The 25,434-nt window shown below is 55.0% G+C and carries 23 protein-coding genes and 2 riboswitches; of the genes, 8 read left to right on the top strand and 15 right to left on the bottom strand.

Features of this window, described 5'->3' with window-relative positions; all coding sequences use genetic code 11:
- Nucleotides 1–20: 20 nt before the first annotated feature.
- From kdpA to BLO51_RS30825, 4 genes are all read right to left on the bottom strand, one after another.
- Complete coding sequence (kdpA, locus tag BLO51_RS14670; RefSeq protein WP_090672996.1) at nt 21–1,700, bottom strand: potassium-transporting ATPase subunit KdpA; 1,680 nt, start codon at nt 1,698–1,700, stop codon at nt 21–23.
- A gap of 42 nt (nt 1,701–1,742) precedes the next feature.
- Nucleotides 1,743–1,802 (bottom strand): potassium-transporting ATPase subunit F, encoded by a 60-nt coding sequence (locus tag BLO51_RS31190; protein ID WP_375377945.1) that lies wholly within the window; start codon nt 1,800–1,802, stop codon nt 1,743–1,745.
- Between the two features lie 159 nt (nt 1,803–1,961).
- Nucleotides 1,962–2,375 (bottom strand): hypothetical protein, encoded by a 414-nt coding sequence (locus BLO51_RS14660; protein WP_090672992.1) that lies wholly within the window; start codon nt 2,373–2,375, stop codon nt 1,962–1,964.
- 130 nt (nt 2,376–2,505) lie between these two features.
- Nucleotides 2,506–2,692, bottom strand: a riboswitch (cyclic di-AMP (ydaO/yuaA leader).
- 163 nt (nt 2,693–2,855) lie between these two features.
- Nucleotides 2,856–3,054: riboswitch (cyclic di-AMP (ydaO/yuaA leader) on the bottom strand.
- A gap of 201 nt (nt 3,055–3,255) precedes the next feature.
- Complete coding sequence (locus tag BLO51_RS30825) at nt 3,256–3,387, bottom strand: hypothetical protein (protein WP_281180361.1); 132 nt, start codon at nt 3,385–3,387, stop codon at nt 3,256–3,258.
- A 773-nt stretch (nt 3,388–4,160) separates the two neighbouring features.
- Between BLO51_RS30825 and BLO51_RS14655 the strand changes: the two genes are divergently transcribed.
- Entirely contained in the window at nt 4,161–5,492 is a 1,332-nt protein-coding gene (locus BLO51_RS14655; protein ID WP_245719672.1) for a hemolysin family protein, read from the top strand.
- Between the two features lie 49 nt (nt 5,493–5,541).
- Here the strand turns inward: BLO51_RS14655 and BLO51_RS14650 are convergent, their stop codons facing one another.
- Nucleotides 5,542–6,156: an HD-GYP domain-containing protein gene (locus tag BLO51_RS14650; protein ID WP_245719671.1), complete on the bottom strand. Its 615-nt coding sequence runs from the start codon at nt 6,154–6,156 to the stop codon at nt 5,542–5,544.
- A 126-nt stretch (nt 6,157–6,282) separates the two neighbouring features.
- On the opposite strand from BLO51_RS14650, the gene BLO51_RS14645 reads away from it, so the two are divergent.
- Together BLO51_RS14645 and BLO51_RS14640 are read left to right on the top strand one after the other, a co-directional pair.
- Nucleotides 6,283–7,230: a tyrosine-type recombinase/integrase gene (locus tag BLO51_RS14645; protein WP_090672989.1), complete on the top strand. Its 948-nt coding sequence runs from the start codon at nt 6,283–6,285 to the stop codon at nt 7,228–7,230.
- A 331-nt stretch (nt 7,231–7,561) separates the two neighbouring features.
- Complete coding sequence (locus tag BLO51_RS14640) at nt 7,562–8,839, top strand: BaiN/RdsA family NAD(P)/FAD-dependent oxidoreductase (RefSeq protein WP_090673074.1); 1,278 nt, start codon at nt 7,562–7,564, stop codon at nt 8,837–8,839.
- Between the two features lie 343 nt (nt 8,840–9,182).
- On the opposite strand, the gene BLO51_RS14635 is transcribed toward BLO51_RS14640, so the two are convergent.
- Together BLO51_RS14635 and BLO51_RS14630 are read right to left on the bottom strand one after the other, a co-directional pair.
- Nucleotides 9,183–10,052: a cation diffusion facilitator family transporter gene (locus BLO51_RS14635; protein WP_090672987.1), complete on the bottom strand. Its 870-nt coding sequence runs from the start codon at nt 10,050–10,052 to the stop codon at nt 9,183–9,185.
- A 255-nt stretch (nt 10,053–10,307) separates the two neighbouring features.
- Nucleotides 10,308–10,733 carry a hypothetical protein gene (locus BLO51_RS14630; protein ID WP_090672985.1) on the bottom strand — a complete coding sequence of 142 codons (426 nt, stop codon included), beginning with the start codon at nt 10,731–10,733 and terminating at the stop codon, nt 10,308–10,310.
- 170 nt (nt 10,734–10,903) lie between these two features.
- On the opposite strand from BLO51_RS14630, the gene BLO51_RS14625 reads away from it, so the two are divergent.
- Nucleotides 10,904–11,239, top strand: coding sequence for a hypothetical protein (locus BLO51_RS14625; protein ID WP_090672983.1), 336 nt, complete (start codon nt 10,904–10,906; stop codon nt 11,237–11,239).
- Between the two features lie 90 nt (nt 11,240–11,329).
- Here BLO51_RS14625 and BLO51_RS14620 read toward each other — a convergent pair whose 3' ends face one another.
- Complete coding sequence (locus BLO51_RS14620; RefSeq protein WP_090672981.1) at nt 11,330–11,821, bottom strand: NUDIX hydrolase; 492 nt, start codon at nt 11,819–11,821, stop codon at nt 11,330–11,332.
- Between the two features lie 250 nt (nt 11,822–12,071).
- Here BLO51_RS14620 and BLO51_RS14615 point away from each other — a divergent pair, with 250 nt between their 5' ends.
- The 3 genes from BLO51_RS14615 to BLO51_RS14605 all read left to right on the top strand — a co-directional run bounded on the left by BLO51_RS14615 (nt 12,072) and on the right by BLO51_RS14605 (nt 14,574).
- Nucleotides 12,072–13,028 (top strand): aldolase catalytic domain-containing protein, encoded by a 957-nt coding sequence (locus tag BLO51_RS14615; RefSeq protein ID WP_090672979.1) that lies wholly within the window; start codon nt 12,072–12,074, stop codon nt 13,026–13,028.
- Between the two features lie 124 nt (nt 13,029–13,152).
- Entirely contained in the window at nt 13,153–13,695 is a 543-nt protein-coding gene (locus tag BLO51_RS14610) for an MOSC domain-containing protein (protein ID WP_090672977.1), read from the top strand.
- 54 nt (nt 13,696–13,749) lie between these two features.
- Nucleotides 13,750–14,574 (top strand): SPL family radical SAM protein, encoded by an 825-nt coding sequence (locus BLO51_RS14605; RefSeq protein ID WP_090672975.1) that lies wholly within the window; start codon nt 13,750–13,752, stop codon nt 14,572–14,574.
- Nucleotides 14,575–14,664: 90 nt separating this feature from the next.
- Here the strand turns inward: BLO51_RS14605 and BLO51_RS14600 are convergent, their stop codons facing one another.
- A complete protein-coding gene (locus BLO51_RS14600) occupies nt 14,665–16,068 on the bottom strand; it encodes an NAD-dependent malic enzyme (protein ID WP_090672973.1) in 1,404 nt (467 codons plus the stop codon).
- Nucleotides 16,069–16,199: 131 nt separating this feature from the next.
- Nucleotides 16,200–17,246: a peroxiredoxin family protein gene (locus BLO51_RS14595; protein ID WP_090672971.1), complete on the bottom strand. Its 1,047-nt coding sequence runs from the start codon at nt 17,244–17,246 to the stop codon at nt 16,200–16,202.
- Nucleotides 17,247–17,407: 161 nt separating this feature from the next.
- On the opposite strand from BLO51_RS14595, the gene BLO51_RS14590 reads away from it, so the two are divergent.
- On the top strand, nt 17,408–18,205 hold the full coding sequence (locus BLO51_RS14590) for a C40 family peptidase (protein WP_090672969.1): 798 nt from the start codon (nt 17,408–17,410) through the stop codon (nt 18,203–18,205).
- Between the two features lie 148 nt (nt 18,206–18,353).
- Here the strand turns inward: BLO51_RS14590 and BLO51_RS14585 are convergent, their stop codons facing one another.
- The 5 genes from BLO51_RS14585 to BLO51_RS14565 all read right to left on the bottom strand — a co-directional run bounded on the left by BLO51_RS14585 (nt 18,354) and on the right by BLO51_RS14565 (nt 25,338).
- Nucleotides 18,354–19,823, bottom strand: a complete 1,470-nt coding sequence (locus BLO51_RS14585; protein WP_090672967.1) for an ABC transporter substrate-binding protein — start codon at nt 19,821–19,823, stop codon at nt 18,354–18,356.
- Nucleotides 19,824–19,846: 23 nt separating this feature from the next.
- The gene (locus BLO51_RS14580) at nt 19,847–20,761 is read right to left on the bottom strand and encodes a carbohydrate ABC transporter permease (RefSeq protein WP_090672965.1); all 915 of its coding nucleotides are present in this window, start codon (nt 20,759–20,761) and stop codon (nt 19,847–19,849) included.
- Between the two features lie 61 nt (nt 20,762–20,822).
- The gene (locus BLO51_RS14575) at nt 20,823–21,752 is read right to left on the bottom strand and encodes an ABC transporter permease (RefSeq protein WP_425415811.1); all 930 of its coding nucleotides are present in this window, start codon (nt 21,750–21,752) and stop codon (nt 20,823–20,825) included.
- Between the two features lie 156 nt (nt 21,753–21,908).
- Nucleotides 21,909–23,507, bottom strand: a complete 1,599-nt coding sequence (locus tag BLO51_RS14570) for a response regulator transcription factor (RefSeq protein ID WP_090672963.1) — start codon at nt 23,505–23,507, stop codon at nt 21,909–21,911.
- Nucleotides 23,485–25,338, bottom strand: coding sequence for a sensor histidine kinase (locus BLO51_RS14565; RefSeq protein ID WP_090672961.1), 1,854 nt, complete (start codon nt 25,336–25,338; stop codon nt 23,485–23,487). The genes BLO51_RS14570 and BLO51_RS14565 overlap by 23 nt, the downstream gene beginning before the upstream one ends.
- Between the last annotated feature and the right edge of the window lie 96 nt (nt 25,339–25,434).

Raw genomic sequence — 25,434 nt, 5'->3', positions numbered from 1 at the left:
TTCCTTCGCGATCTTCACGTTTAACGCAGCGTCAAATGCTCGGCCACGGGCCCAAGCACGATGGCCGGCAGGAACGTCAGCGCCCCGATAATGAGCACCGTTCCGACGAGAATACCGACGAACAAACCGTTGTCCGTACGGAACGTGCCGACAGTCTCTGGCACCCATTGCTTGCGGTTGAGCGAACCGGCCACGGCCAGCAGCGCAATCATCGAGATATAGCGTCCGAACAGCATCACAAGGCCGGTCGTGATGTTCCAGAACGGCGTATTGTCGCCCAGACCCTCGAAGCCGGAGCCATTATTGGCCGCCGACGACGTATATTCGTACAGCACCTGCGAGATGCCGTGGAACGACGGATTCGTGATCGCCGCTTTGCCCAGCTCGGTCGCAAGCGCAATCGCCGTCGGCACCAAAATAATAAACGGATGCGCCAGAATCGCAATGGCGATCAATTTCATCTCGCGGGCCTCGATCTTCCGCCCCAGAAATTCCGGGGTTCGTCCGACCATCAGACCTGCAAGGAACACGCCCAGAATGGCGTACATCAGCATATTGACGAGTCCGACGCCTTTGCCGCCGAACACGCTGTTCAGCATCATCAGCGCGAGCGGCGTAATGCCTCCTAGCGGCGTCAGCGTATCATGCATGTTGTTGACCGAACCGGTCGTCGCCGCCGTCGTAATGGTCGTAAACAAGGCCGACATCGGGATGCCGAAGCGCACCTCTTTGCCTTCCATGCTGCCTTGGGAAGCGTCCATGCCCAGCTTGTTCAACGCCGGGTTACCGTTTAACTCGGACGTGTAGACGAGCGACAGGAACAGCACGAACAAAATGAGCATCGCGGAGAAAATAACCCACCCCTGCTTCCGGTTTTTCGCGAACAACCCGTACGTGTACGGCAGCGCCGCTGACAAGCACCACATGGACAGCATCTCGATCACGTTCGTCAGCGGATTCGGGTTCTCGAACGGGTGCGACGAATTGACGCCGAAGAAGCCTCCTCCGTTCGTCCCCAAGTGCTTGATCGATTCCAATGACGCGACCGGTCCGATCGCAACCTGCTGCTCCGCCCCTTCAAGCGTCTGCACGGTTATCGTCGGCTGCAGCGTCTGCGGCACGTGCAAAGCTACCAGCGCCAGCGTGACCACGAAAGCAAACGGCAGAAACACGCGGGTGTGCGCCTTGACGAAATCCTCGTAGAAGTTGCCCAGCGTCTTGCCCTTGGTCGTGACGCCGCGGATAAAGGCAATCGCCACGCACAGCCCCGTCGCCGCGGAAGTAAACATCATCATGGTGATCACAGCCATTTGCGACAAATAAGAAAGTCCCGACTCCCCGCTGTAATGCTGCAGGTTCGTATTCGTCATGAAGCTGATGATCGTATTGAACGACAAGGTCTGCTCCATATTGTCGATGCCGTTCGGATTGAGCGGCAGCAGCTTTTGCAGTCTTAACAGCAAATATCCGAAGGCCACCAGCACAAGATTGGTGACGATAAAGCTAAGTCCGTACGTTTTCCATGTCATCCCCTTGCGTTCGCGCAGCCCGATCAGCTTGAAGATCGGCCGCTCCGCCCATCCGAACAAGCGGTCCGTACGATTGTCCTCGCCGGAAAAGACATGATATAAATAAGTGCCGAGCGGCTTCACGAGCAGCACCAGAATCCCTATGACAACGGCCATTTGCAAAATACCCACGGGGTCCAAACCTCCTTTAGTAAACAAGCCGAATCCGGATCGTTAAAACTTCTCCGGATGAATCAAGGCATACGCCAAATAGATGAATACGAATAAAATCATTCCCCCGATGACGATCATCGTCCGTCCCCTCCCGATTCCTCGGTTACCCGGCTGCACCAGGTCAGAAAGCCCCAGAACAATACGTAGGTTCCCGCCAACAGCAATGCCATGTACAAGTCCGCCACTTTCCAACGCCTCCTTCCGAGCGATTGCGCCCGTTTACTCCAAATGACCGTCGATCAAAAATCCGACATCGTCGCCGTTCGTATAAATGACATGATGCGCGCCAAGCCCCTTATACACGAGCCGGGGGCTCGGATTGCTCGTAATCAGATAAATCGGCCCGTTCGTCCACGTCCGGCAAATCTGAATGTACCGGCACGACAAGTTCAGGCTTTTCTCGAATAAATACACTCGGCTGACCGCAAACTGGGGCACGGTCCAGGACTCGCAGCCTGACGTGTCGATCGTCACCACGTTCCCGACGCCAAGCCCGGCCAGCCTCTTATGCTCTGTCTTGCTGTTGACAATGGCCGCAAGGCGAAGCTGCCGTCTTTGCAGCTCGCGGATAAAGTTTTCTCCCGCCTTATTCGGCGCGGACACCAAAATATAGCCAGATGATACTATGGTCATTTTTATACGTTCTCCTCCTGTTCACTCCAGGAGAAAAGGCAACAAAAAAGAAGCCTGGGGCAAGAGGTGACTCTTCCCGCGGCTTCCAGGCACGGTGAAACAAACCGTGTCTTATGAGCTCACGACAATCGTTGCCTCTCTCTGTACGCTTACGAGGTTAGCTGACGGATTCGGGCGTGAGAGTCGCCCTACCCCAGCGCTTGCAAAGCAAGCGCGAAGAGATTCACCCCTGGGACCGATCCGCGCGTCTAACGCGCCGTCCTGTCCCGTTGGTTCCCCCGCTTCCCGGCGAGCCGGGAATTCAGCGATATACTGCATGGAATGGCTGCATTTTTATATTTTCTCGAATAGAACTGGCGTTCCGTTTTTCCAAAAAAGACAATAAAAAACCACAGAGGCAGGAGCCCTGTGGTCGCTATACGATCACAAGCTTCATCATCCTCTCTCCATTCGAACAAAGGCCGCGGCCGGCCTCTAAACGGCTGTTCGATCCAACGCTGACGAGGTTAGCTGACGGATTCGGGCGGTGAGAGTCGCCCTACCTCAGTGCATGTTTCACATGCACGATGAGGATTCACCCCGGGGACGCATGGCTTTCGGCTCTCACACCGGCAGCGCAGGCTTCCCTTGTGGTTCCCCCGCTTTCCGCACGATGGCGGAAATTAAGCGATAAGAATTTGGAAACTGTAAATTTATGAATTGAATATTACGCTTGTCGAAAGCAACTGTAAAGAACGGCGGGAATGGTTATGGAGCGAAAAAAGGGAAGATCAGGCACATAAGAGCGCTTTCTCAGATATCGTTCTTTTCCAATCTCTACAAATCTCACTATTTCTTAGTTTTTCAAAAATCGTGAGCTTTTTTGGGCACTCATTCCCGGCTAAAGCCAGATCCCGCTCTCAATCCGCGTCAAGCCATGGCCTGAGGCATACATATAAGCAAATGCCTCGTAGGTTACCGCTCCCGCAAACACTTGAACGGACTTCAGCTCGAAGCAGTACGGCGGGTTCATCCGGTTAAAGTTCGACGCTATACACGAACAGATTCAATTCCGTAACCTCTTTTCTCTGGAATGCCGTTTGAGCTTAACTATAGGGGAAAACTGTTAGAAATATGTTAGGAGCGGAAATTAACCCGGCAATCAGCAACTGCGCGGCAAGCAAAAAAGGCTCCGTCAGCGGATCTGTCCCTGACCGAGCCTTTTTGGCCGTTTAAAAACACCGGTTACCCTTCTTTACCCCAAAGCAAAACCAATTTCTGTACATGATGCTGCGCATACCAAAACAATGAAAGCCCTGCCTCTCTTCCATCCTTGCGGCTCCGAAGACCGCGCCAGTGTGAATCAGTGTTACAACAATTCCTAATCATGGGAGTTCCTTGAATGATCGATTAAACATGTGCGGAAATAACGCTGCTTTCTCGAGGAAAATCTTCCGTGTAGGGGTTGTATGAGGATTTACGTATATTCTTGCGAATATCGAATAAATTTACCATAGCCCGTCCCCGATGTCAACCCGGAAATCCGTTAGAATTTAAAAATCAATCGAATTTTCGTCATTTTCGCACGAAATCGAACAAATTCGCGGCAAATGGGGGGATTTCCGCTAATACCTCTCGATTCGGAGTCCGCACACCCCGTGCATACCCCGGAGTGGCCCGCTCGCCGTTTGAGCGCCAGTATACATTCCGAGTATAATGGGTTATAAGCTATCGTTAGTTTTTGTCTATTATTTGAACATTTAAGGGAGGTGTACCTATTCACCTCACGCAGGGGATAGGGAATGATTGAGTAGTGACCCGTTACCTTTATTGTTTAACGCGGTTCTCATTATCGTCTTGGTGCTGCTGAACGGCTTTTTTGTCGCCGCGGAGTTCGCCATGGTCAAAGTAAGAAACAGCCGCATTGATTCGCTCGCCCAAAGCGGCAATGTGAGCGCGCGGTTCGCGCAAAAAATTTCGGGCAACCTGAACGCTTATTTATCCGCCTGCCAGCTCGGCATCACGCTTGCGTCGCTGGGACTCGGCTGGGTCGGAGAACCGGCTATCGCCGCTTTTCTCGAACCAATCCTTAAAGATTGGCTCGGATTAAGCCCCGTCGTTATTCATACAATCTCCTTCTTAGTAGCTTTCTCGCTCATTACCGCGCTGCATATTACGCTCGGGGAGCAGTTTCCGAAGACATACGCGATCCGCAAGTCGGAGAACGTGACGCTTTGGTCCGCGCTGCCGGTGATCATGTTCTACAAGCTGATGTACCCTTTCATCTGGATACTGAACGGCGCATCGAACTGGATGCTGAAACGCGCAGGCATCGAACCGGCCACAGAGCACGAATCGGCCCATACGGAAGAGGAAATCCGTCTTTTAGTGAAAGAAAGCCATAAAAGCGGCTTCATCGACAATACGGAGCTTACGCTTTTTGACAATATATTCGAATTTACTGAAACGAACGCGCGCGAAATTATGATCCCGCGGACGGAAATGGCCTGCTTGTATGCCAATCTGCCGTTCGAGGATAACATGGAAATCGCGCATCGCGAAATGCGTACCCGTTATCCGGTATGCGACCCGGATAAAGACAACATTATCGGCTTCGTTCATATCAAGGATCTGATGAAGTCGAACGGCGCGCTGATCGAGCTTCGCTCGATCGTGCGTCCGATCGCCAAAGTGCCGGATTCGATGCCGATCAGCAGGCTGCTCAAGCTGATGCAAAAGAAAAAAGTGCAGATTGCCCTACTTATCGACGAATATGGCGGAACTTCAGGCATGGTAACGCTGGAGGACATTCTCGAGGAAATCGTCGGCGAAATCCAAGACGAGTTCGACCCGGATGAGCGGGCGCGTGTGGAGAAGAAAGACGAATTCAACTACTCCATCGACGGTCTGATGTTAATCGACGAAGTGAACGATCAGTTCGGTCTGGAAATCGAGTCCGAGAACTACGACACGATTGGCGGATGGATGTACTCGCAGGTGGAGCTTCCGCCCAAGCATGGACAGAGCGTCACCTACCAGAACGAATTCGAGTTCGTTATCGAGGAAACGGACGACCTGCGAATCGCAAGACTCGCCGTCCGCAAGCTGCAATCGGATTCACAAACGCAATCGGCATAATACATGGATCATTTGAACACAAAGTGAGGCCCTTCGAGGACCTCACTTTTTATGTTGAAGACTGGACGGTAAGATTGACGCTTTCGCGTCTTGCGTAAGTACGATGAAGCATCTCGCCCGGCATTTGCAGAAACAATTCCACGTACTGCTTATCGAACTGCGTGCCGCTGTGCCGGCGCAGTTCTTCCTTTGCTTCCTCCAGCGACATCCCTGATTGGTAGGGCCGGTCGGATAGCATGCTGTCGAAGGAATCGATGATGGTACAGATCCGGGCGAACGCCGGAATGTCCACCCCATCTAAGCCGTACGGATAGCCTGTTCCGTTCCATCGCTCATGGTGAAATTCGACGATGTCGATGATCGCCCGCTCTTCCGGCGCATGAATTTTCAATATATCCGCACCCAGCACCGGATGCTGCTTCATCATCCTCCATTCTCTTTCCGTAAGCGACGTGTCTTTTTTTAAAATCGAGTCGGGCATGTAGATTTTCCCGATGTCATGCAAGCAGCATCCGATCACCAATTGCCGGGTCTGCGCAAGATTCAGGCGCATCATCAGCGCCATGCTCTTCGCGAGCTTCCCTACCCGCAGACTATGCTCATAGGTATCGACGTCCTTTTCCATTAACCGAACCAACTCTTGAGTGACTAAACGATCCCGCACGCGTTACCCCTCCTCAGCCCATGTGTCGCGCCCTGCCGAAATCCTTCAAGCCCCTCCTTTCCGTAGTCAGGCGTGATACAATAGAGTTCGTACAATTTGTGTTGTTCGAAAAAGAAAGGAGACCTTATGCAAACCCTACTCGCTCAAATCCATCTTCCCGAACAATGGAAACCAACCGAAAAATACACGGATGAACAAATCGTCAACATGTTTCTGACGACTTGCTCCCGATCCCCGTATACGATGAGAAATTACCGCAACGCGATCGCCAAATTCCGCCGCTTTATCGGCGATAAATCGTTACAGGACGTAACCTGGCGGGAAATCGAGGTCTATAAAATCGGCCTGTTGGAGGGGCTGTTAAGCCGCGCAAACAAGCCTCAAGCTCCTGCGACGGTAGCCATACATATCGCGCCTCTGCGCTCGCTTTACAAGTGGGGCAGCGACCCGAACATCGGCATGTTTAAGCATAACCCGACCTCTTGCATCCGCATTCCCAAAATCCAAGTGAACAGTAAAAATCATTATTTGACGAAGGCCGAAGTGCTTCGTTTGTTCGGGCAGTTAAAGCAGCAAGGGCTGCGCGATTACGTCATCGGAGTCACGTTGGTATTGCTCGGCATCCGGGTATCGGAGCTGGTTTCGATTCAATGGAACCATTTTCACACCGACCCCGAAGGCGCTTCTATGTGGCTCACGATTCGCGGCAAAGGCGATAAAGAACGCGAAGTCAAGGTGCCGCATATGCTGTGGACGCTGCTTCAAGCTTATGAAGCAACAAGGCCGGGGCCGCCCGGGCCGGAGGACAAGCTGTTCCCTTTATCCGTCCGCCTTGTCGAGAAAATTATCAAGAAAGCCCGCGAGCAATGCGGCTTGGAGAAAAAGGCGACTCCTCACTGGCTCCGCCATACGAACGCGACTCTCGCCCTCCTGCGCGGCGCTTCCTTACAGCAGGTTCAGGAATCGCTCGGACATACGCACATCAACACCACGCAGCGCTATCTCCATACAGTCCAGCAAATTAAAAAAGCGGCCCCCGACTATGTCGAAGACTGCTTCAAAGATAGTTTATAGGCATTTCATCCTATGTTTTTCCATTATTCTCTTGTTTCATTGGTTAATATTGACTATAATACAAAAAAGAAATATTTGTAGAAATAGTATGAATTACATAAAAAAATGTCGAACAACACAAATTGTACGAATCCCATTGTAACGTAATGTCTATGAAAAAGCACCCCATTTCCCACCGTCCGTCGTTGCCCGCGAACGGCCGCAGCAGCAAGCGGCCCGCTTTCTTCTTTCATGTGGTAGCCATCTTCCGCAGCCATTTTGGGATCGTTTCGTTTTGGGCTATAATACTAGCAAAGACGCTTCATGAGCAGGAACAGAATGGAGAATGGATATGAAGTACGATGTCATCGTCATCGGCGGCGGGCCTTCTGGCTTGATGGCCTGTATTGCAGCCAGCAGGCAGGGCGCCCGCGTCGTGCTGGTCGATAAAGGAGACAAGCTCGGGCGCAAGCTCGGCATTTCCGGCGGAGGCCGGTGCAACGTTACGAACGCGAAGGAAATCGACGAGATTATTAAGCATATTCCGGGCAACGGACGGTTTTTGCACAGTGCGCTCGCCCATTTCGGCAATCGTGAAATTATCACTTTTTTTGAAAATCTCGGCATCCGGCTGAAGGAAGAAGACAACGGGCGGATGTTTCCCGTGACGGACAAAGCCAAGACCGTCGTCGACGCGCTTGTTGGCCAAGTCCGCAAGCAAGGTGTGGACATTCGGGTGAACCGCGCGGTGGAGCGGGTGCTTTATCAAGACAGACGCACTGCAGGCATTCGCCTCCGGACGGGCGAGACGATCGCCGGAGCGTGCGTCGTCATCGCCAGCGGAGGCAAATCGGTGCCGCATACCGGCTCGACCGGCGACGGCTACGCTTGGGCCGAGGACGCGGGACATACGATCACGCCGCTGTTTCCAACAGAAGTTCCGCTGACCTCCGGCGAGCCCTTTATCAAGAGCCGCGAGCTTCAGGGCTTGTCACTGCGGGACGTGGAGCTTACGGTTTGGAACATCAAGGGGAAGAAAATCATTTCCCATCAAGGGGACATGCTGTTTACCCATTTCGGCTTATCCGGCCCGATCGCGCTCCGGTGCAGTCAATTCGTCGTGAAAGAGCGGCAAAAAACGGCGGAGAAGCAGGTGCTGACCACCATTGATTTATACCCGGACAAAAGCGTGCAGGAGATCTATGACGAGATGATGGCTATGGCTAAAAGCGAGCCGAAAAAAGCGGTCAAAAACGTGCTGAAAGGGTACGTCTCCGAACGCCTCGTCCCGCTTTTGCTCCGACAAGCCGGACTGGACGAGCAAACAACATACGATAATATTCCGAAACAGCCATGGATGGAATTAAGCAAGCGGATCAAGGCGTTTCCCGTACAGGTGAACGGGACGCTGTCGATCGAGGAGGCTTTTGTCACCGGTGGCGGGGTGAATTTGAAGGAGCTCGATCCGCGGACGATGGGGTCGAAGCTTGTGGAGGGGTTGTTCTTTTGCGGCGAGATTCTCGACATCCACGGGTATACCGGAGGCTATAACATCACGGCAGCCTTTGCCACAGGCTATACAACAGGGACGTTCGCCGCACAGGCCGCACAAGGCACGCTTGAAGCGTAAAAGCCCCAGCCTCTTTCCCAAAGCACAAAAAAGAGGGTGGCCCGCAGGCCATCCTCTCTCGGTTTATGATGAGCAACTTAGCGGCGAATTACAGTTCGGTCAACGCTTGAACCACCAAGTAAGGCACCATCCCAATAGCAATAAGACCGAACAAAAACCCTTTTGCGATGGACTTTAAAGCATGTTTCATGATGCTTTCCTCCCTACACTCTTTTTATCTGTGTCTAATCTGTGAATTACTTTCATTGTAATTTTCAGTTGTTACAAATTTATGACGTTAACCTGAAACGAACATAAATATGCAAAAAACGGGGGTCCCTTTATTTAAAAGGAACTCCCGTTTCTATTCGACATAAGGCTCGATATGAACGTGCACGTTGCCAATCTGATGCTCCTCCTGCATCCGCTTCTCGATCTCGTCGCTGATTTCGTGACTTTCGCCAACAGACAGCTCGGCGCTGACCTCCACGACGACATCCAGCAGCACGCTGCTGCCATGCACCCGGGCCCGGATGTCCTTGATCCGCTCTACGCCGGGCGTCTGGTGTACTGTCTGCCGGAACACCTTCAGCTTCGTATCGTCGAACCCGTCGGTGAGCGCATGGGCGGCATCGATGAATACGTCCCAGGCCGTCTTGCAAATGACCAAACCGACGGCGAGCGCCGCGGCCGCATCCAGGATCGGATAGCCAAAGCGCGACCCGATAATGCCTATGGCCGCCCCGATGCTGACGAGCGCATCCGACCGGTTATCGTAGGCCGCCGCTTTCAACGACTGGCTGTTTAACCGTTTCGCCAAACGGCTGTTATACCTATATACTCCCCACATGACGGCCGCACACCCGAGGGCAATCCATGCGGCAAGCAAATCCGGGGCCTGACGGTCTGTCACGAAAAAGCTCTTGCACGCCTGCAGCACGACTTGAATCCCGGCGGCAGCCATAATGAACGACGCGACGAGCGAAGCAATCGTCTCGGCCCGCCTGTGCCCGTAAGGGTGATCCCGATCCGGCGGCTTGCATGAGATGCGCAGTCCGATCAGCACGGCGAGCGATACGATAATATCGGTCGAGTTATTGATTCCGTCGGCGGTGAGCGCCTCGGAGCCAGTCGTATACCCCGTGCCGATCTTAAAAGCGGCAAGCAGGATGTACGCGATAATGCTAACCCACGCGCCCTTTTCGCCTTCTTTTAACGAATCATGCATTTCCACGGCGGTTCCCCTCCGTTAACTCTTGCCAAAATAAACTTGATTTAAGTCAGGCTCATCATATCAGACGAAAACCGAGTGGGTCTAGAGAAACAGTGTTTTACCCGCCAATAAAAATAGGCCCTGTGCAACTTTGTTTTACCGGTCAAAGGATGTGAGGAACAGCCAACAAAAAAGGATCGGGCCAAAAAAAGAAACAGCGGCCCGCGTCTCGCCGGGTAACCGCTGTCCAGACGGCGTCAGACCGCCGCTTGCCGCTTAGAAACGCAGGCCGGCATCAAAGCCGTTATAGTCGTCGCCCGAAGGATCGAACGGCACGTTCTCGTCATTGTATGCGCCGCTGGATCGGTTGACATAATCCGAAGCGGACACGGCCGGCTCGCTTTCGGTCCAATCCTCGTTCACGAAATGCGCCGGAATCGGGATCAGGCTGTCTTGATCGTAGGCCATCGCGAAAGCCGCGGTCTCGCTCAGCGAGCCTTCCGCTTCGATTAAGCGTCCCCCATAAGCTTGGACGATTTCGAGCGCAGACGTCAGATCGTGCCGGTCTACAATGACATGCAGAGTAGGGTGTTTCAGATTCGTATGCGGACTCACGCGGTACCCGAGCTCCTCCAGCATATCCTGGGCCAAAGCGGCTGCATTCTGGGAATCGAATTGAAACAAAATCGGTGTGCTGCTCATAAGGTTCCTCCGCTTGTCGGTAATAGGTTCACGTTTGGCTCTAGTTTGCCCCGATGAAGGATGCTTATTCCAAGCGCGGCACATACTCCCTCGCCTGCAGGCATAGGATGATAGCGAAACCGCTGCCTGATCCGGCTTCGCCAAATCCTGATCCGAAAGAGGTGTACGCCATGTACTACGTACCACCCGAAAGCCCCGAGCCGGAGGACGTTCGTTTGAACCAATGGATTGGCGCCGCGGCGTATTTGTTATTTTTCGTGCCGCTGCTTGCCGCTCCGAAGTCGAAGTTTGCCATGTACCACGCCAATCAGGGGCTGGTGCTGCTCTTGACCTCGATCGCCGCCAATCTGGTGCTCGGGCTGCTGCCGCTCATCGGGCTGCTGCTCGTGCCGCTGGCCAATCTTGGCCTGCTCGTCCTATTTATCATGGGCATTCTGAACGCCGTGAACGGGTGGATGAAGCCGCTGCCGCTCATCGGCGGTCTGAGCTTGATCAGGACGCCCTAGCGCGCAGGCACGCCAAAAAGACGTTCCGTATCCTTCTCTTGGAGTAAGGAAAACGGGACGTCTTTACTTTTGTCAAAATCGGCGTCATTCTTAGCGCACGACCTCTTGCAGCGGCCGCCGTTCGACGCTCAGTAGCTCTCCCTCGCGGAAAAAGCAGCGGTACTCCGCACAAGGCTCTCCGGCCAACATCGCCGGAAGAAAATGCCGGACATGCTGCACCACACCGTAATTTTCCGGGTCGATCACCCATTCGACCGGCTTCCACGCCAGGATGCCCTCGGCCGTCTCCATCGGCAAATCCGGCAGCGCATCACCCGGAGCCTCTCCAATAAAAGCGTACATCCCCCCGACATCCCGGCCGTCCACCTCCCACGTCACGGTCCCCCCGAAGCGCACCGCCTCCTCTTCGAGCCGGAGCCCGGTCTCCTCTTCGATTTCCCGTATAACGCTCGCCAGCGGCGTTTCTCCCGGCTCCAGCTTACCGCCGACCCCGTTCCACAGCCCGAGCAGCGGCGCTTTCCCACGGTTCAGCATGAGCAAGCGATCGCCGCTGCGAATAAAAGCGATATTGTATTTCAGCATGTCTCACCCTCCCGCCCCGCAAAATTCGCAAGTCTGTCTCCATTATACTGCAAGTTTCCACAAAACCCCGGAAAGTCCTGCAACTTTTGCTTATTTTCGGCGAAGATGAGATTGCCACGGTACGGGGAATTTGTTATCATTGACAAGTGGCGAGCCATATGTAATATTTATATATAAAAACATACGCTTTATCGCTTAAAAGCTTAAAAGCCACGAAGCGGCCGCCTATTTTGGAGAGGAGTCAATCATTATGGTCAGGGAAAACCACAATATTTTGGACTGCACCATCCGCGACGGCGGTTTGGTCAACAATTGGGATTTTAGCGTCGAGTTTGTCAAAGACATGTATTACGGTCTGAGCGAAGCCGGCGTCGAATATATGGAGATCGGTTATAAAAACTCGGCCAAGTTGCTGAAAGGTGCTGAAGCAGGTCCTTGGCGCTTTTTGAACGAGGATTTCCTGAAGGAAGTCCTCCCGCAAAAGACCGACACCAAGCTGTCTGCGCTGGTCGACATCGGACGCGTTGACGAAAAGGACATTCTCCCCCGAGAAAACAGTCTGCTTGACCTCATTCGCGTAGCGACCTACATCAAAGATGTGGATAAAGCGATCGATCTGGTGCAGAAATTCAACGATTACGGCTATGAAACGGCGATCAACATTATGGCGCTCTCCCACGTGATGGAGAACGATCTGAACGAAGCGTTCGAAGAAATTGCCAAGAGTCCGGTCGATGTTGTGTACATCGTCGATTCGTACGGCAGCATGGACTACCGGGATGTCGAATATCTCGTCTCCAAATTCCAGCGTCTTCTGCCGAATAAGAAGCTCGGCCTGCATATGCACAACAACATGCAGCTCGCCTTCTCCAATACGATCACGGGCGCAACCAAAGGCGTCGAGTTCCTTGACACGTCCGTATACGGCATGGGACGAGCTGCCGGCAACTGCCCGACGGAGCTGATCGTCAGCCATTTGAAAAATCCGAAGTACGACGTTCGTCCGGTGCTCGGCATTATTGAGAAGCATATGATCAAAATGCGCGAGAAGTGGGAGTGGGGCTACATTATTCCTTACATGATCGCTGGCGTATTGAACGATCATCCGCGTTCGGCCATGGCGGTTCGCGCCAGCGACAGCAAGGACAAGTTCGTAGAGTTCTACGACAAAATGACATCCCCCGAAGCGATGCCGGCCGGTGAGTAATCCGGTTACCGCTTACGGTTCGCGCACAAAACCCGGTTTCCCTTGGAGGAAGCCGGGTTTCTTGTCTGTTCGCGCGCCATTCTGGTAAGCTTAACCTAGTACGGAAAGGGGAAATAACGCTGCTATGAAAACTTTTGAAGCCCGGGTCAAGGCCGTGATGGCCGCCCGTGATCCGCATACGTTTGTCACCGCGCGGGAAAGCTCCGTCACCGTAGATCTTGCCGGCATTACCGGCGACCGGCATTACGGGCTGACACGGCCCGCCGACAGCCGGCAGCGATTTTATCCGCGCGGCACCGAGATTGCCAACCGGAGACAGATCAGCATCGTCTCCGTCGAGGAATGCGCTCAAATCGCCGAGCGGCTAGGGCTGCCCGAAGTGCTCCCGGAGTGGCTCGGCGCCAATCTGCTGTTGGAGGGATATCCTTCCCTCACGCTGCTGCCGCAGGGCGCACGCCTGCTGTTTCCTGCCGGAACAGGCTTGATCGGCGAAGGCGAGAACCTGCCCTGCACAGGGCCGGGCGAAATGATCGCCGAAGCGACAGGCCATCCTGCGGCGGCTACCCGCTTCACGGCTGCCGCGAAGAAACGGCGCGGCATCGTCTGCTCCGTCGAGTGCATAGGCACCATCGCAGAAGGCGATATCGCGCGAATTATGATCGAGTAACCGGGGCAAGACCCGGCCGATTCCACATTCTACAAGCGAAGCGAGGTGCGGGTGGTGCTTCCGACCGTTACGTTCAAAACCCCCAAGCAGTTGCTCAATGCGGCCACCGGTTACTTGACGGGCTATACGCATACGCTCAATCCTTATTCCGGCTGTGCCTTCGCTTGCACTTACTGCTACGTGCGCGAAATGCCGGTGGCGAAGTTTCGCCCGGAGCCTTGGGGAAGCTGGATCGACGTCAAATCGTCGGCCGCGGAACTGCTTGCCAAAGAACTCATCCGGGCGAAACGCAAGGGCCCGGTTTCCATTTTTATGTCTTCCAGTACGGACCCGTACCAACCGGTCGAATACCGGACCAGGCTAACCCGTTCGCTGCTCGAAACGATGGCCGGAGGGGATGCGCCCGACTTTGTGCTGCTGCAAACGCGCAGCCCGCTCGTTACCCGGGATATTGATCTGCTCCAGCGGCTCGGAACGCGCGTGCGCGTCAGTCTCACGATCGAGACAGACCTGGAGCCGATCCGCAAGGCGTTCTCGCCCGCCGCGCCGCCGATCCCCGCCCGGCTTCGGGCGCTGCGCGAGCTCGTCGAAGCGGGCATACCCGCGCAAGTGGCTGTCTCCCCCGTGCTGCCAAGCAGCGGCGGCTTTGCGCAAGCGCTGCGGGATACCGGTGTGACGCGGCTCGTCGTCGACGACTTCTTTATGGGCGACGGCAGCCTCGGACGGCGCACGGAGCGCCTCGGCATCCGCCGCATTTACGAGTCGCTCGGCCTGGAAGCTTGGTATGACCGTGGCGCTTACCAGCAAGTACTGGAGCAGTTGAAGCCGCATTTTTCGGAAGAGCGGATTTTGGTGAGCCAGGCGGGCTTTTTGCCGTAAACAGAAAGAAGCGAGTTCCATATAGCGGAACTCGCTTCTTTCGTTATAATCATCAATCTTATTGTGCTGCCGTTTGCGCCTGCCCGTTTCTTACCGGAAATCCGGCGGAATCCGGCGGGCGGTGCCGGTCAAGATCGCCGCTTCGATAATCGCGTGGCGAACTTTTTTCACGACTTGTTCGTTAAAAATACTTGGGATAATGTACTGCTCGTTCAGTTCGGCATCCGTGACGACGGACGCGATGGCGCGTGCCGTGGCAAGCTTCATCGGCTCGTTAATGGAACGGGCGCGGCAATCGAGCGCCCCGCGGAAAATGCCAGGAAATACCAGGACATTGTTGATCTGATTCGGATAGTCGCTCCGGCCGGTGGCAAATACGCGCACATGCGGCAGCGCTTCTTCCGGAGCGATCTCCGGCGTCGGGTTCGCCATCGCGAAGACGATGCTATCCGGCGCCATAGCTTGGACATCTTGTCCGTTCAAGAGGCCGCCGCGGGATACGCCGATGAAGACATCCGCGCCGCGGATCACGTCTTTCAGCGTGCCAGGCTCGGCTTCCACCTGCGGTTGGTCGGCCAGCCACTGCCACATCGCATGCTCGTAGGTGCCGCCACGGACAATCGCGCCCTCGCGGTCGACCGGCACCAGCTTCGTAACCCCTGCAGCCAGCAGCATTTTGCAGATGGATACGCCGGCGGCGCCGATGCCGTTCACGACGACGCGCACATTCTCAATCCGCTTGCCGACGACTTTAAGCGCGTTGAGCAATCCCGCGATGACGACGACGGCCGTGCCGTGCTGATCGTCATGGAATACCGGGATGTCGAGCTCTTCGTTAAGCCGTCTTTCGATCTCGAAGCAGCGCGGCGAGCTGATGTCTTCCAGGTTAATGCCGCCGAAGATTGGGCTGATCGTCTTGATCGTGCGGATAATTTCTTCCGTATCCTTCGTATCGAGGCAGATTGGGAAAGCGTCGACGCCTGCGAGCTGCTTGAACAGCATCGCTTTCCCTTCCATCACCGGCGCGGCCGCATGCGGCCCGATATCGCCCAGACCGAGCACGGCGGTCCCGTCGGTAATAACGGCTACGGTATTCCGTTTGATCGTTAGCGAGTACGCCTTTCTCGGATTTTCGTGAATCGCCGTACATACCCGCGCAACCCCAGGCGTGTAAACCCGGGATAAGTCATCGCGGTTTTTAATCGGAAGGTTCGGCTGAACGGACACTTTGCCGCCCAAATGCACAAGGAACGTGCGGTCGGAGACGTTGATCAGCTTGATGCCCTCGTGCTGCTTCAGTGCTTCCACCACTTGCGATTCCGCGGATTCCGCCACATCCACGGTGATGTCCCGGATTGACGAATCCTTACCCGGACGAATCACGTCGATCGATGTGATGTCTCCTCCGGATTTGCTGATTGCGGCGGCTACATCCCCGAACGTGACCTTTTCGTGGTCCAATTCCACACGCAATATAATACTCGTCTGTGCCATACTGTTATCCTTCCTTTTATATAAAGTGATGTATTGAACCTAGCAATGTGACCTACAATACTCACATGTTATCACGACATTTATTTTTCACGCAACTCAAAAACTCTATGATCCCCTATTAAATTCTTTTTTCACCCACTCTTCCCCGCTTTCGCGATGGCTTGCTCGATCATATCCTTATTCATCGGGCCGGGATGCTTCACCCGGATCGTTCCTTGCGCGTCGATGACGAACGTGGCCGGATAAGCGTTCACGCGGTAAGCCTTGCCGACTTCGCCTTGACGGTCCAGCACGATCGGGAACGTAAGCCCCCACTCCTTAACCCATGCACGTACGACCGGCTCGCTGACCTCCGTCGATGTAGCGTTGACGCCGAGAATCGTTACGCCATTGTTCTCCTGCTCCGTATGTACCTGCTGCATATGCGGCATTTCCGCCTGACACGGCGGACACCACGTCGCCCAGAAATTGAGCACGACCGTCCGCCCCCGGTAGTCGGACAACTTGACCGTTTGGCCGTCAAGCAATGGCAGTTCAAAGTCCGGCGCCTGTTGTCCGATTTTGAGACCGACGTTTGCCCCCGCTTCAACCGTGCCTGTCGAAGGCTTATTCCACACATTGACGGCCAGCGACGCGATCAGCGCATACCCGACGACAAAGACGACCGTCCGCTGGAGGAGCGGCTGCCACTCCCTCTTCGCTTTGGATACGAGCCAGAAGGCCGTCAGGCCCGCCGCGAGCAACGCTTTGAGTCCCCAAGTGATACGGCTCTCCTCTTCGGTAAAAAAAATCAGCGCTGCGTAGACGGCATACCCCCCTATAACCGAGACAAGCACCGAATCCGTATAAACGGCTGCATTCAATTTTGCCTTGTTGGCGCTCCACCATACATATATGCCGGACAGCAGCGTCGCCAGCCAGACGCCTTTGTCGCCGCCGCTGAAATAAAGCAGCGACATCGGACTGGACAGCACGCTCCCTGGATCGAAGACAAGGATACTCAGCTTCCAGCTGATTACCCATAGAAGAAGCGCGTTCGAAACGATCGCGCCGAACGTTCCTCCGATGGAAGAACCTTTTAACCGCAGCCTCGAAATGATATAACCCGCCGCAACTGCTGCGATGACGACCAGCATGCTTTTTTGCAGGATGAAAGGCCCCCATGTCCACGTTTCCATTGTTTGCTCACCGCTCTTTCGTCAAATGTCCTGCTTTCATTGTGGGGCGGCGAGCGGACGTTGTCAAATGGTGTCCCAGCTTGTGGAAATCGGACGATTTTCCGTCCGTGGATTCCCAGGCTTGTACATAAAACAACTAGAACTGCAGGAGGGATTTCCACTTGAAAAAGCAACTTACCGCACTTTTACTCGCCACTACCGTCACGATCAGTGTCGGAGCTTTGACAGCCGAACAAGCCCTTGCCGCGTCGAATGCCACCATTGTCAGCGGCGTGAATTTCCGCAAGGCGCCAAATACGGATTCAGCCACCTACGGCCTTCTAAAAACAGGTGAAAAAGTAGACATTCTCGATAAGGTCAACAATTATTGGTATAAAGTTCGCGACGATCAAGGCCGAGTCGGCTATATATCCACAAGCAGCAAATACGTACGCACCGACGGTTCCGGCGGAAGCTCGTCCAACGGAGGCGGCACGTCCAATAGCGGCAGCACATCCAAGCCGAGCACAGGCAATAGCAGTGAGCTCGTCAACAAGGTCATCGCCGCAGGCAAAAAATATATGGGCACTCCCTACGAGTTCGCTTCCGACCGTTCGAACACCCGTACGTTCGATTGCTCCGACTTCACCCGCCAAGCCTTCAAGGAAGGCGCAGGGATGACGCTGCCCAGCGACTCGCGCGGACAAGCCGCTTACGTTAAGTCTCTCGGCGGTACGACAACCAACTGGCGCAATCTGAAGCCGGGCGATCTGATGTTCTTCATGGATTATAAAGGAACGAAAGCGTCGGCCTACCCGTCGAACAAATCGAATCAACGCATTTCGCATGTGGGCATTTATCTCGGAGACGGTCAAATACTACATACGTATTCGAAAACGTCGGGCGGCGTACGCATCGATTCGATTGCAGGAAAGCATTGGGAACACCGCTTCGTCTTCGGCGGAAGCGCGTTGAAATAAACCTTTTTCAAAAGCTCCGGCTGCTCTCTTCACGAGGGCAGCCGGAGCTTTTTTGTACCGACAGAAACGGAGACGAAGCTTGCGACAGCTCCCAAAAAAGCCGCCTCCGCCGCAGACTTTCTGCGCCAAAGACGGCCTTTCTCTACATTTACTTCTTCGCTCTCCACGCGTCGAGCTGCTTCTGCGCCTCGTCCATCACCTTGTTGATTCCTGCGGCTTTCAGCTTGTCGATCGCTTTGGGCAGCACCTCCGACGGCTCGACGGAGCCGGTCTCAAACGCTTTCTTGAACTCTTCCGACACGCTCTTGACAGCAGCAAGCTCGTTCTCCACCTTCGAGGAGTCGAACTGAAAGCCGAGCAGCGGCGCGTTCTTGGCCGATTTGTTGAACTTGTCATACTGCTCCCACTTGTCTGCCGGGTCCTTGGGGAACCGGTTCAGCAGGAACATATTGCCGAGCGTAAACGACGGCATGGAGTAACCGGAATCCGGGATCGGCTCAATAACGCCCTCGGAAACCTTTTTATAGTGCGTGCCTTCGAGGCCGTAGCTCGCCAGATTCCGCAAATACGCGTCGCTGTTCAGCAGGTTCAAAAATTCCATCGCTTTCTCGGGATGCTTGGAATTCGCAGAGATCGCCATCATGGAGCCGGTCACCGACCAGTTGAACACGATCGGCTCATGGATCGGCTTGGACACGATCTCGTATTTGAAGCCTTCCGACCATAAATTGTCCGCGAACGGGACCGTATGCGATTTGTCGACGAGCCATTTGCCGGTTTTTTCGTGATCGTTGCCCGTTTTGGTCGCAACGTCGGGCGGCAAATAGCCTGCTTTGTAGTATTTGCGCATCGTTTCGCTCATTTGCCGATACTCAGGCGTCTCGAATACGTTGACGATCTTGTAGTCCTTCGTATCGAGCCGTACCCCGAACGGGATGCCCTGCACGACGAAATCGAACGGAACGAACGGGTCGACGTTGCTTGGAATCGGGTATACGCCTGGTTCGTTTTCCTTCATCGTCTTAAGCAGCGGCTCCAGACTTTCCAGCGAACTGACGTTCGAGAGGTCCAACTTGTATTTGTCGACGTACTTTTTGTTGAACCGCCACACCGCCTGCGCGGGCAACTCCTTGTTGGCCGGCACCCCATAGTTGTGCCCGTTCACTTTGGAACCCTCGAGGAACGAAGGGTGCACGGCCTTCTTGATGCCCTGCCCGTATTTGTCCAGCAGGCCGTCCATCTCGTAAAACGCCCCTTTGCGCGCGTTCTGCACGTAGTCGAAGGCCCACGAGCTCGTAAACGCGATGTCGTAAGGCTCGCCGGATACGGAGATGACCTGCATCTTCTGGGAATAGTCGCCCCAATCGATCATCTTCATTTTCACGGTGGCATTGATTTTCTCTTTCGTATATTTGCTGACGGCCTCCATCACTTTGTCGATATCCTTTTGCGGGCCGCCGACCGTGTACCAGATCAGCTCTACGGGCTGGCCGTCCGCTTTACCGGCGCCCGCTCCTTCCTGGGCCGGGCTTCCTGCACCGCCGGAGCAGCCGGCGGCCAGCGCGGACAGCATCAGCACCGAGGCGAGTCCGGCGGCGATTCGTTTCCGTTTGAACATGCAGCATTCCTCCTTGTACGATATTATTCTTTGACCGCTCCAATCGTCAGGCCCTGCACGAAATACCGTTGAAAGAACGGATAAGCGAGCACGATCGGACCGGTGGCCAGGACGACCATGGCCATTCTTGACGACTCCTGCGGCAGCGACTTGGCGATTTCGAAGCGCTGGGTGGCGTCGCTGAGACTGGAGTTTTGCACGATAAACTGAATGTTGCTCTCGATCTTCATCAGCAGCGACTGCAGCGGAAGCAGATTCGGGTTGTCGATGTACAGCAGCGCGTTGAACCAATCGTTCCAATAGCCGAGCGTGCTGAACAGTCCGATCGTCGCCAGTCCCGGCAGCGAGACGGGCAGCACCAGATGCGTGAACACCTTCCATTCGCCCGCCCCGTCGATCCGGCCGGACTCGATGATCGCATCCGGCACCATCTGCTTGAAAAACGTGCGCATGATCAAGATCGAAAAAGCGCTGACGCATGTGGGCAAAATTAGCGCCCACACCGTATCCTTCAAATGCAGTACCTGCGTCGTCACGATGTACGAAGGCACCAGCCCGCCGTTAAACAACATCGTGAAAAAGGCGAAAAACGCGAAGGCGTTCCGGTACGCGAAATTGTTTCTGGACAGCGCATAAGCGTACAGCGCGACGGTCAGCACGCTGAGCAGCGTTCCGACGACGGTGATGAAGAGCGTCACCCCATAGGACCGGAACAACTGACCTCCGGTTCGAAAAAGGTATCGGTACGCCTCAAAGCTCCATATCTCCGGAAACACCTGATAGCCGTTGTTCGCTAGCGCTTGCTCGTCCGTCAGCGAGATGATGACGACGAAGATGAACGGAAATACGCAGGCAATGGCAAACCCGCCGGCGATCGCGTGGCATACGCCGTTCCAGAACGGCGACAGCTTCGTAAAGTCCCGGCTCTTCTTCCGCATGGCAGCGGTGGGCGCATTCGGACTTGGCAAGCAGGCTCCCCCTTTCCTTTTCGTCGAGTGGTTAAAATAAAGCGTTCTCTTTGTTGATCCGCTTCACGACGGCGTTGGTCACCAGCACCAGAACGAGTCCAACCACCGATTGATACAACCCGGCCGCCGTGCTCATGCCGATATTGCCCGTCACCTTCAGTCCCCGGTAGACGTACGTATCGATGACGTTGGTCACATCGAACAGCGCGCCCGTATTGCGCGGCACCTGATAGAACAAGCCGAAGTCCGCGCGGAAAATGCCGCCGATCGCCAGTACGGTCAGGATGATGATCATCGGCCGGATAAAGGGTAGGGTAATGTTCCAAATCTGCTGCCATTTGCCCGCGCCGTCGATCATCGCGGCTTCGTAATACGACTTGTCGATGCCGATGATGGCCGCCAGGTAGACGACGCTGGAATAACCGACACCCTTCCACAGATTTACAAGCACAAGAATGTAAGGCCAATAGGCCGGCTCCGCGTACCAGGAGACGCGCTCCATGCCGAGCGCCGTCAGCGCCTGATTCAGCACCCCGCGATCCACGCTCAGGAAGCTGAACAAGAAATAGCTGACGATGACCCAGGATAAAAAGTAAGGCAGGAACATGCCGGTTTGGTATATTTTCGCCCACCGGCGGCTGACGATTTCATGCAAAATAATGGCCATCGTCACCGATAAAACCAAACCTAGCACGATAAACGCAAAATTGTACAGCAGCGTATTGCGCACGATGATGTAAGCATCTTCAGATTGAAATAAAAATTCGAAGTTTTTGAAGCCGGTCCACTTGCTCCGCCATATGCTCGCCAGGAAGCCGTCCCGGTCGAAGCGGTATTCCTTGAAGGCAATGATCGCCCCTGGCATCGGCAAATAGCTGAACAACAGGAAATAGACGGCTCCCGGCAGCACCATGAGCAAAAAAGTTTTGTTGCGGTTTAGCTTCTTGAGTGTACGTCCAATGGTCCCCACAAGCTTTTCACCCCCGTTCTTTTGCGTCCGCAAGCTCCAATTCAGAAAACGCATACATCGCTTTCTTTTCTAACTTTACCCAATGTGGAGCGCGACAGAAAGTTAAGAAACTATAGAACGGGTGGAGAAACTAAAGAAACGTTTTCATTATTCTCCCAGCTTGCTGAAATTGCGGTATTCCGTCGGCGAGAAGCCGTAATATTTGCGGAACTGCTTGTAAAAATAGCTCGTATCCGTATACCCGACCTTAAGGGAGATGTCGCTCGTTTTCAGATTCGATTCGACGAGTAGCGCCTTCGCTTGGGCAAGCCGGTACTTGTTCACGTAATCGGAGAACGTCTCTCCCGTTTCCTTATGGAAAAGCTGGCCCAAATAAACCGGGTTCATGTGGAAGGCCTGGCTTAACGTCTTCAAAGACAGCTCATCCCCATAGCGGCGCTCGACCTCGCGCAGTACCTGCCGAATGACGGGGGTGTACTCCCGCTCCGCCGCACCGGACGCGAAAAGCACGCGGTCGACGAAGCGCTCGACCAGCTTCTCCAGCTCCTGCATCGTCTGCGGCTTGACGACCTGCGAGAACAAGTGCTTGTAATCGCCGATGGCGCCTTCGTGCTCCTGCCGCATCAGATTCGCATGATGAACGGCTGCCGCAAGCACGGCCATCGCCGTGTTCTGGACATCGGACGGCGCGAGCCCTTCCGTCTCCCGGAGACGCGCGAACGCTTCCCCAACCCAAGCGAGCGCCTCATCCTTCTTCCCGGCCGACAGCAGCTTGCAGAAATGGGCCAGCTCCGCCTGTGCGGGCGCCACAGGTTCCGCTGCTGCGGTTAGAGCGGGCGCTTCGTAGGAAAGCGGTCCGTCGTGCGGCGCGAGCACATAGTAATCCTGCATTCGCTTGGCGGTGCGGTAGCTGCGATGGGCGGACGCCTCGCCCTTGGACGCTTCACCGACCGTCACCAGCAGCGGCAGGCCCCACCGCTCGCGGATTGCGGCTTGCAGCTCCGCCATGAAGCCGATGAAAGCGGACCTATCGATGTCGCCGGTCAGTCCCGCGATGAGAACGAGATCGCCTTCGAGATCGGCGAACACGGCCTGCTCCGGGCCGTAAGATTGCGCCGTCCGCTGGCAGTACGTCCTTACGGCGGCAATCGTCTCCGCCCGGGACGACACTTCGGCGGTCCCCGCTTGCTCTTGATCGAACAACAGCTTGACGACGCCCACAACATACCCCGGCAGGCCTAGTCGGATACCTAGCAGTTCCTCGCGGTTTCTCAGCTCCTCCGGCTCGATGGCCGCCGTAACCCAGCGGTACAAGAGATTGTCGCGGATAATTTCCAGATGGCGCTTAATGCTCTCTTCCTTATAGACGGACTGCTCGAATTTGGCAACGGTACCGGTTAGCGTCCGGATCAATTCTTCCGTATTGACCGGCTTCAGCAAATAATTTTCGATGCCGAGCGTGACGCCTTCCTTCACATAGTCGAAATCGTTGTACCCGCTTAAAATAATGAATTTCACGTCGGGCTGCAGCTCTCTTACGCTGCGAATCAGCTCCAGGCCGTTCATATGGGGCATCTGGATATCGGTAATCAAAATATCGATCGGTTCGCCGATCAAAGCTTCGAGCGCTTCCGCCCCATCCGCGGCCTTGCCGACAATCTGCAGCCCGTGCCGCTCCCAGTCGATCAAATAAGCGAGTCCCTCCATGATGAACGGCTCGTCGTCAACCAGAAATACGCGATACATTCTCGTTCCCCCTTACGCTTCCCGGAATCGTGATGGTCACCGTCGCTCCTTCGCTAGGACGGCTGTCGATCCGCAAGCCGTATGCTTCCCCGAAGCTGTGCTTCAGCCGCTCGTTCACGTTCGTCAGGCCAATAGACACGCCGGACGGTGGCGGCGGATGTTCCAAGTCCCGCTGAAGCTGCGCCAGCCGCTCCGGCGCAATGCCCGAGCCGTTGTCCGCCACGGCGATGCGGACATCAGAGCCTTCGGCCCAGCCGCGGATGACGATCCGTCGCTCCCGGCCGTCCGGTGAGGCGCCTTGGAAGGCATGGCGGATGCAGTTCTCGACGATCGGCTGGAGCGTCAACTTCAGAATCGCGCAGCGGCCGACGGCCTCGTCTATGCCAATCTCATAATCGAACCGGTTCGGATAGCGGGCCCGCAGCAGGTTCAAATACAACCGGCACAGTTGGACCTCGTCCTGAATGGTTACCATCGTCTCTTGCTTGATCAGATTTCGGAACAGCGCGCCCAAGCTGTAGATCATATCCCCAACATCCCGGTTGCCGTCCATCACCGCTTTGAGCCGGATCGCCTCCAGTGTGTTGTACAAAAAATGCGGCTGAATCTGCGCCTGCAAGGCCAGCAGTTCCGCCTGACGCTGCTTGATCTCGGACAAGTATACCCGCTGGATGTGCTCCTGCAGCGTTTCGCACATTTTGTTGAAGCTGGTGGCGATGTGGAACAGCTCGTCTTCCTTCTGCACGGTTACGCGAACCGAGAGATCCCCGTCCTGCAGCTTACGCATGGCGCGAATGACCGTTTGCGTACGGCGCGAGAATTTGGTCATCAGCAAATACGACAGCAGCACGGCGGCGACTACGCATAAGCCTGTGCCTGCGATAACCGTTCGTTTCATCCCCTGGAGCCCTTCATTTACCTTCGCTACCGGCACGATGCTAGCGAGCACGACGCCGCCTTGATTCAACGTCTTCAGCTGCACATAGGCCGGCTCGTCCAGCGCGACCGGATCCGATTGGTCCCGCAGGGCGTGCATGTATGGGTAGCTCTGCCCTGTATAACGCCGGGAGGAGTCGTACAGCACAGTGCCGTCCGCCGTCAGCAGAAGCAGCTCCCCCTTAAAATCGCTCCGGTCGTTCCGCACGATCCGGTCCATGCCGGTCCATTTCCAATCGACAAGCAGGGTGCCGTGATTCTGCAAGGTGATCGGATCGTTAATGTCGCTAGCCATCGTAAACATGCGGTTGCGTTCCCCTTCCGTTCCCGGTTCGAACGACGGCGGCGGTGCAAACGACTTGGTTTGGCGGATACGGCGGATCGGATCGGCATATTTCGGGTTTTCCGGCCCCGGATAGACGAAGCCCTGCTCCTCCAGCCCGCGGTATGCGTACAGGAAGCCCTTGACGCTGCTGTACAGCCAGATCGTTTGAATTTCCCGGTCAAAGGTCAGAGACTGGAAATACGAATCCATATTTTTGTCGACAAAGGCCGCGTTGTCCGCAAAACGGTCCAGCCGGTAACGGAGATAATCGGAAAAATCATTGTTGAGAAAAAACAGCACGTCCCGAAGCAACCGCTCGTCTTTGTACAATTGGAACACCATCTGCTGACCGGCCTCATACCTGCGCTCCACCTCGTGCGTCGCCCGCTCCAGCGCCTGCTTCGCCGCTTCCAGCTCCTTGCGCGTCGATTGCTCGGCGGCGTTGCGGTAAATCAGAACGGCGAGCGCCGTCAAGGAGACGACGATAATGAGCGAATATAGCAGCAAAATTTTGTTGAACAGTTTTTTCTCGATATGATTTTTGTAAAACGTTCGGACCCCCAAAACCATGACTGCTCCTCCCTCCGCATCCGATTTTTCCCGTTAGGTATATGTATTCGCGGCGTGTTCGCAAAAAGACCGCCTGTCTCCTTATCCGCAGATAAG

Source organism: Paenibacillus tianmuensis (assembly GCF_900100345.1).
In the GTDB taxonomy this organism is placed as follows: domain Bacteria; phylum Bacillota; class Bacilli; order Paenibacillales; family NBRC-103111; genus Paenibacillus_G; species Paenibacillus_G tianmuensis.
Note: the sequence above shows the minus strand (reverse complement) of the source record. Positions and strands in the feature narration are given on the sequence as shown.